We start from the raw sequence: 6,329 nt of genomic DNA on the forward strand, positions 1-6,329 counted from the left end.
GGATCCGTTTTGAAAATTGCCGCGTAACAGTATATGAGGGTGGCCTGCCGCACCCTATATGGGGCCCGTATCACTGGGGGAAACGCCGATGAACATTCATAACCGCGACGCTGCCGAGGCGCCGGACCGCGAGGCTGCGGCTGCTGCGCTGGATGTGCTGCGGGCCTGGGCCGGCACTGTGACAGAGACCGAGATTGCCGAGCTGGATCCGGCGGTGGCGCGGCTGCTGCCGGGCCGTGCGGTTGGCAACTACCCTGAGCTGTCGCGGCAGTATCCCGAAGATTTCAAGTCGGACGAGGCCTACCGCGCGACGCTGCCTGACCTTCAGAACGGGCCGACTAGCCTGATCCGCGGCGCCAAGGAGCAGATCCAGCATGTGGGAATCTCCAACTTCCGGCTGCCGATCCGGTTTCACACCCGCGATGATGGCGACCTGACGCTGGAGACCAGCGTGACCGGCACCGTCAGCTTGGATGCGGGCAAGAAGGGCATCAACATGTCCCGGATCATGCGCACCTTTTACAAGCACGCAGAGCGCACCTTCAGCTTTGAGGTGATGGCATCGGCACTGGATGACTACCTGAGCGATCTGGACAGCCCGGATGCGCGCATCCAGATGCGGTTCTCCTTCCCTGCAAAGGTGGAAAGCCTGCGCTCGGGCCTCAGCGGCTATCAGTATTACGACTTTGCGCTGGAATTGGTGGACCATGACGGTGTGCGTGAGAAGATCATGCACCTGGACTATGTCTATTCCTCGACCTGCCCGTGCTCGCTGGAGCTGTCGGAGCATGCCCGCCAGTCGCGCGGCCAGCTGGCGACGCCGCATTCGCAGCGCTCGGTGGCGCGGATTTCTGTTCAGTCTGTGCCAGGCAGCGACTGCCTGTGGTTTGAAGATCTGATCGAGCTGTGCCGCCGCGCGGTGCCGACCGAGACCCAGGTGATGGTCAAGCGCGAGGACGAGCAGGCCTTTGCCGAGCTGAACGCCGCCAATCCGATCTTTGTGGAAGACGCGGCGCGGCTGTTCTGCGAAGCGCTGCAGGGCGATGCGCGGATCGGCGATTTCCGGGTGGTGGCCAGCCATCAGGAAAGCCTGCACAGCCATGATGCCGTCAGCGTGCTGACCCAAGGCCCGCTGTTCAAGGCGATGAGCCTGGACCCGAAACTGTTCTCGACCCTGATCCACCAAGGGTAACCTGCCGGGTTGACGTGCCCGGTTTGAAGGCAGGCACACGGCTGACCTCCCGTAGTTTCTGCATTGCCGCATTTTTTGTGCTGCCTTGCAGCGAAGCATGATAAGCTCCGGGCTGTAGCCTGGAGGATTCTCCAGGTGTTCTGGGGAGCCGTTGTGCATGGGGCAGGGAACTTACACCCGATTGCCGATGCTGCAGGCCCGGATCTGCTCCGGTGCCGCGCCTCTCCTTCTTTTGCCCGGCCGCAACACGAACAGGCAGGGTAAAACCGGTGCATGAAGTAAGGAGTATCTGATGAGCAGTTTTCACCAGCATAGCGCATTCTCAGCCTTGGCGCATGAATGGGCAGGCTATACGGCAGGCACGCAGCTGAAGCTGTGGCGGCAAATGACCGAAGCAGTGATTGCGACGCCGATGGGACAGATGCGGGCCGCGCATTCCTTGTTTGAATTGCAGCGGACAATCCTTGGCCTTGTGGTGCCGCAGCCGGCATGGCCGGAAACTGCAACGCCGCAGACTGCGCAACCGTCAGCGCCTGTGAAAGAAAGCACATTGGTTTCGCCCGCAGTGAAAGCCACGCAACCGCCCGCCGTGAAATCAGAAGCAAAGCCCGGTGCCAAAAGGAAGGCGGTTGCTAGAAAGCCGGCAGTGCGCAAGGTCGCGGAACAAAAAACGGCCGTGCAGGCTGCTGCAGGAAAGGCCGCTGGTGGGCAAACCGTACCGGCCAAGACTGCAGTTGCGACGCCGGAAGTGTCAAAGCCGGTGGCGGAGAAAGCAAATCAGGCAAAGACAAGCGCAACTGGAAAGCCGGACACCGATGCGGCTGCGGAGCCAGCCGCAGTATTCCGGGGATCCGCCACCAGCCGCCGCAGCCCGGAAAAACAACAAAACACGACGCAGTCTGCCGCAGTGGCGGCGGTGACAAAGTCATTCGCTGTGAAAATGCCCGCTCCGGAAACAGAGCCCCTGGCCGCCAAACCAGCGCAATCAGTGAAGGCGGCGCCAGGAAAACGCCCGCGCAAGCCGTCCAAGCCGCGGAAGATGCCCGCGCGCAACGCAGGCAAAGCCGGTGAGGGCAAGGATTAGAGCCGCAGGCTTGACACTTGCCGCGCGCAGGTCCAACGCTGCCCCGCATGTTGGATCTCCGCCCGGTTGGATATGTCATCGGCCTTTTGGTCGTCATCTTGGGAGCGATGATGCTGTTCCCGCTGCTGGTCGACCTGCTGGATGGCCGCGGTGAATGGCATGTGTTTCTGGAAAGTGCGGTGTTCACCATTCTGGTCGGCGGGCTGCTGGCGTTGAGCTGCGCCAATGGCGTTAAGGAAGGGCTGACGATCCGCCAGACCTTCCTGCTGACCACCACGGTGTGGCTGGCGCTGCCGCTGTTCGGGGCGATCCCGCTGATGCTGGGAGCAACCGAGCTGCGCTTTGTCGATGCGTTTTTCGAGGCGATGTCCGGGCTGACCACCACTGGATCAACGGTGATTTCCGGCTTGGACGGGCTGCCCCGCGGCTTGCTCTTGTGGCGCGGTATCCTGCAATGGCTGGGCGGTATCGGCATCATTGTTGTGGCAATGGTTTTCCTGCCCGAGCTGCGGGTCGGCGGGATGCAGATCTTTAAATCGGAAAGCTTTGATACCTTTGGCAAAATCCTGCCCCGCGCGCAGGCGATCGCCAAGCAGATCTCGTTGATCTACGTGTCGCTGACCATGGCCTGCATGCTGGTCTATATGGTGATGGGAATGGGGCCGTTTGATGCGCTGGTGCATTCCATGACCACCATCGCCACCGGCGGTTTTGCCAATTATGATGCCTCTTTCGGGGCCTTTGCCGGGCCGGTGGAATATGCGGCGGCGATTTTCATGATCCTCGCGGCGCTGCCGTTTGTGCGTTATGTGCAGCTGATCAACGGGTATGGCGCGCCGATGCTGCGGGACAGCCAGATCCGCGGCTTCATGATGACACTGGGCATTCTGGTCGCAGTGGCAGCCGGAGTTCTGTATTACGCCAATCCGCACAACGGTGAAGAGGCGCTGCGCTCGGCCTTGTTCAACATCACCTCGATCATGTCGGGCACCGGTTATGCCAGTGCGGATTACATGCAATGGGGCAGCTTTCTGGTGATGATCTTCTTCTTCACCGGGCTGATCGGCGGCTGTGCGGGATCGACCGCCTGTTCCGTCAAGATCTTCCGCTACCAGCTGCTGCTGGCCTCGGTCAGGACGCAGATCCAGCGCATCCGTTCGCCGCATGGGGTGTTCTTTACCCGCTACGAAGGCCGCCCGGTGGACGCTGAGGTGCTCAGCTCGGTGATATCTTTCTTCATGTTCTTCGTTGTGACGCTGGGCATGGTGGCCTGGGCGCTGGCGCTGACGGGCCTGGATTTTGAAACCGCGGTGTCCGGTGCGGCCACCGCCCTGGCGAATATCGGTCCGGGTCTGGGAGACACCATCGGGCCTGCAGGCAATTTCTCTACCCTCAATGATCCGGCGAAATGGATCCTAAGCGCGGCGATGCTGATCGGGCGGCTGGAGCTGATGGCGGTCTACGCGATGCTGACTGTCCGCTTCTGGCGCAGTTGAGCACCCGGCGGATTGGCAAATATTGCGCCGCCTGATCCTTGTGGCGGTTTGCCGCGCTGAACCGGCCGCCTGAACCGCAGCTTCCTTGCCCGATGGGGATGCATGCTCTTGCTCTCCAGGGACCGCTCGCATATGAGGCACGGGACTGAAACCCGCAAGCGCAGGGAGACCCGCTCCATATGCCCGTACTTGTGATGAAATTCGGCGGCACGTCTGTCGCCAACCTGGACCGCATCCGCCGCGCTGCCAAACGCGTCGGCGTTGAAGTGGCCAAGGGCTATGACGTGATCGTTATCGTGTCGGCGATGTCCGGCAAGACCAACGAACTGGTCGGCTGGGTAGATGAGACCTCGCCGCTGTATGACGCGCGCGAATATGATGCGATTGTGTCCTCGGGCGAGAATGTGACCGCAGGCCTGATGGCGCTGACGCTGCAGGAAATGGATGTTCCCGCCCGCAGCTGGCAGGGCTGGCAAGTGCCGCTCAGGACCACCTCGGCGCACAGCCAGGCGCGGATCGAAGAGATCCCGCCGGAAAACATCCGCGCCAAGTTTGATGAAGGCATGAAAGTGGCGGTTGTGGCCGGCTTCCAGGGCATCAGCCCCGAAGGCCGCATCACCACGCTGGGCCGCGGCGGTTCGGACACCACCGCGGTGGCCTTTGCCGCTGCGTTTGAGGCCGAGCGCTGTGATATCTACACCGACGTGGACGGTGTTTATACCACCGATCCGCGGATCTGCGACAAGGCGCGCAAGCTGGACAAGATCGCGTTTGAGGAAATGCTGGAGCTGGCGTCGCTGGGCGCCAAGGTGCTGCAGACCCGCTCGGTTGAACTGGCGATGCGCTATAAGGTGAAGCTGCGCGTGCTGTCCAGTTTCGAGGAACAAAGTGACGAGGCCGGTACCCTGGTCTGTGCCGAGGAGGAAATCATGGAATCCAATGTTGTGGCCGGTGTGGCCTATTCCCGTGACGAAGCCAAACTGACCGTGCAGTCGGTGGCGGACCGCCCCGGTATCGCGGCGACCATCTTTACCACGCTCAGCGATGCAGGCGTGAATGTTGACATGATTGTGCAGGATATCTCGGACGAGGGCCGCACCGACATGACCTTCTCCTGCCCGACCGATCAGGTTGCCCGCGCCGAGCAGGCGCTGCTGGCGATCAAGGAAAAGGGCGAGCTGAACTATGCCGAACTCTTGGCCGACAAGGATGTGGCCAAGGTTTCGGTGGTCGGTATCGGCATGCGTTCGCAGTCCGGCGTGGCTGCCAAGATGTTCAAAGTGCTGTCGGATGAGGGCGTCAACATCAAGGTAATCACCACGTCCGAAATTAAGATTTCGGTGCTGATCGACCGCAAATACATGGAACTGGCTGTACAAGCGCTGCATGACGCATTTGAGCTGGAAAAAGCCGGCTAAGTACTCGTCAGTAAACAGCTTTCTGTAACCAGCAAAGGCGCCGCTCCGGCGCCTTTGTTGTGTCTGGCCTGCCACTGGCGGTATTTTGCGCAATGCCGTGTCAGGCTGCTCTGATTGCGGGCAATGCTGCAAAAACACTTGGACTTTTTCCGTTGGGGTGGGACAAGTGGGTGGAGGAGAGAGCGCTGACGCACTACTCTGGGCGGAGTCCGTTCCAGGGCCTGACAGGGCGGCGGCGTAAAGGGTAAGTGCCCGGGAGAGGGTGACAATGGCTGACACAACAGAATCCGAAAGCAGGAAGCTTCTGGTTCGCTTGCGCGAGGCGATGGCGGGCGACGATGCCGGCCAGGCGCGGCTCGACAAGATCACCCATCTGATCGCCGACAGCATGGGGACCGAGGTGTGCTCGGTCTATCTGTTCCGCGATGACGAGACGCTGGAGCTTTGTGCAACGCAGGGTTTGAACCTGGAATCGGTGCACCAGACCCGGATGCGGATCGGCGAGGGCCTGGTGGGGCGGGTGGCGAGATACGGCAAGGTGGTGAACACGCCGGATGCGCCCAATGCCAAGGGGTTCCGTTATATGCCGGAAACCGGGGAGGAGCGGTTTTCCTCCTTCCTCGGGGTGCCGGTGCAGCGGCTGGGCGAGATGCTGGGTGTTCTGGTGGTCCAGTCCAAGGAGGGGCGCGAGTTTTCAGCCGATGCGGTCTATGCGCTGGAAGTGGTGGCGATGGTCATCGCGGAGATGACCGAGCTGGGCGCCTTTGTCGGCGAAGGCGCGGCTCTGTCGCCGTTGCACCAGCAGCCGGTTCTGATCCACGGTACCTCGGCCCAGGAGGGCGCGGCAGAAGGCCACGTCTGGCTGCATGAGCCGCGGGTGATCGTGACCAATCCGATTGCCGATGATCCCCAGCGTGAGCTGGAGCGGATGAACGCCGCGGTCGAGGAACTGCGAGTCGGCGTTGACAAAATGCTGGAAGTTTCCCGCAACGGCGACAAAGACCAGCTGCAAGTTCTTGAGGCCTATCGGATGTTTGCCAATTCCAAAGGCTGGATGCGGCGGATGGAAGAAGACATCGCCCGCGGTCTGAGCGCCGAAGCCGCAGTGGAAAAAGAGCAATCCCAGGCCCGCGCCCGGA

At 61.4% G+C, this 6,329-nt stretch carries 5 protein-coding genes; all 5 read left to right on the forward strand.

The features are described from left to right. Positions 1–88: 88 nt before the first annotated feature. Positions 89–1,192, forward strand: a complete 1,104-nt coding sequence (gene folE2 / locus A2I95_RS20415) for a GTP cyclohydrolase FolE2 (protein ID WP_291732683.1) — start codon at positions 89–91, stop codon at positions 1,190–1,192. A gap of 535 nt (positions 1,193–1,727) precedes the next feature. Next, positions 1,728–2,276, forward strand: coding sequence for a hypothetical protein (locus tag A2I95_RS20420; RefSeq protein WP_291732686.1), 549 nt, complete (start codon positions 1,728–1,730; stop codon positions 2,274–2,276). Positions 2,277–2,323: 47 nt separating this feature from the next. Continuing rightward, complete coding sequence (locus A2I95_RS20425; RefSeq protein ID WP_291732688.1) at positions 2,324–3,772, forward strand: TrkH family potassium uptake protein; 1,449 nt, start codon at positions 2,324–2,326, stop codon at positions 3,770–3,772. Between the two features lie 179 nt (positions 3,773–3,951). After that, a complete protein-coding gene (locus A2I95_RS20430; protein ID WP_291732690.1) occupies positions 3,952–5,190 on the forward strand; it encodes an aspartate kinase in 1,239 nt (412 codons plus the stop codon). Between the two features lie 268 nt (positions 5,191–5,458). Next, positions 5,459–6,329: GAF domain-containing protein (locus A2I95_RS20435; protein WP_291732693.1), on the forward strand; the 871-nt coding region annotated here is incomplete at its 3' end.

The organism is Leisingera sp. F5 (genome assembly GCF_001593695.1).

Excerpts from the sequence above, each read along its gene's own strand:
- folE2 (WP_291732683.1), top strand. The coding sequence starts at position 89 with ATGAACATTCATAACCGCGACGCTGCCGAGGCGCCGGACCGCGAGGCT.
- A2I95_RS20425 (WP_291732688.1), top strand. The coding sequence starts at position 2,324 with ATGTTGGATCTCCGCCCGGTTGGATATGTCATCGGCCTTTTGGTCGTC.
- A2I95_RS20430 (WP_291732690.1), top strand. The coding sequence starts at position 3,952 with ATGCCCGTACTTGTGATGAAATTCGGCGGCACGTCTGTCGCCAACCTG.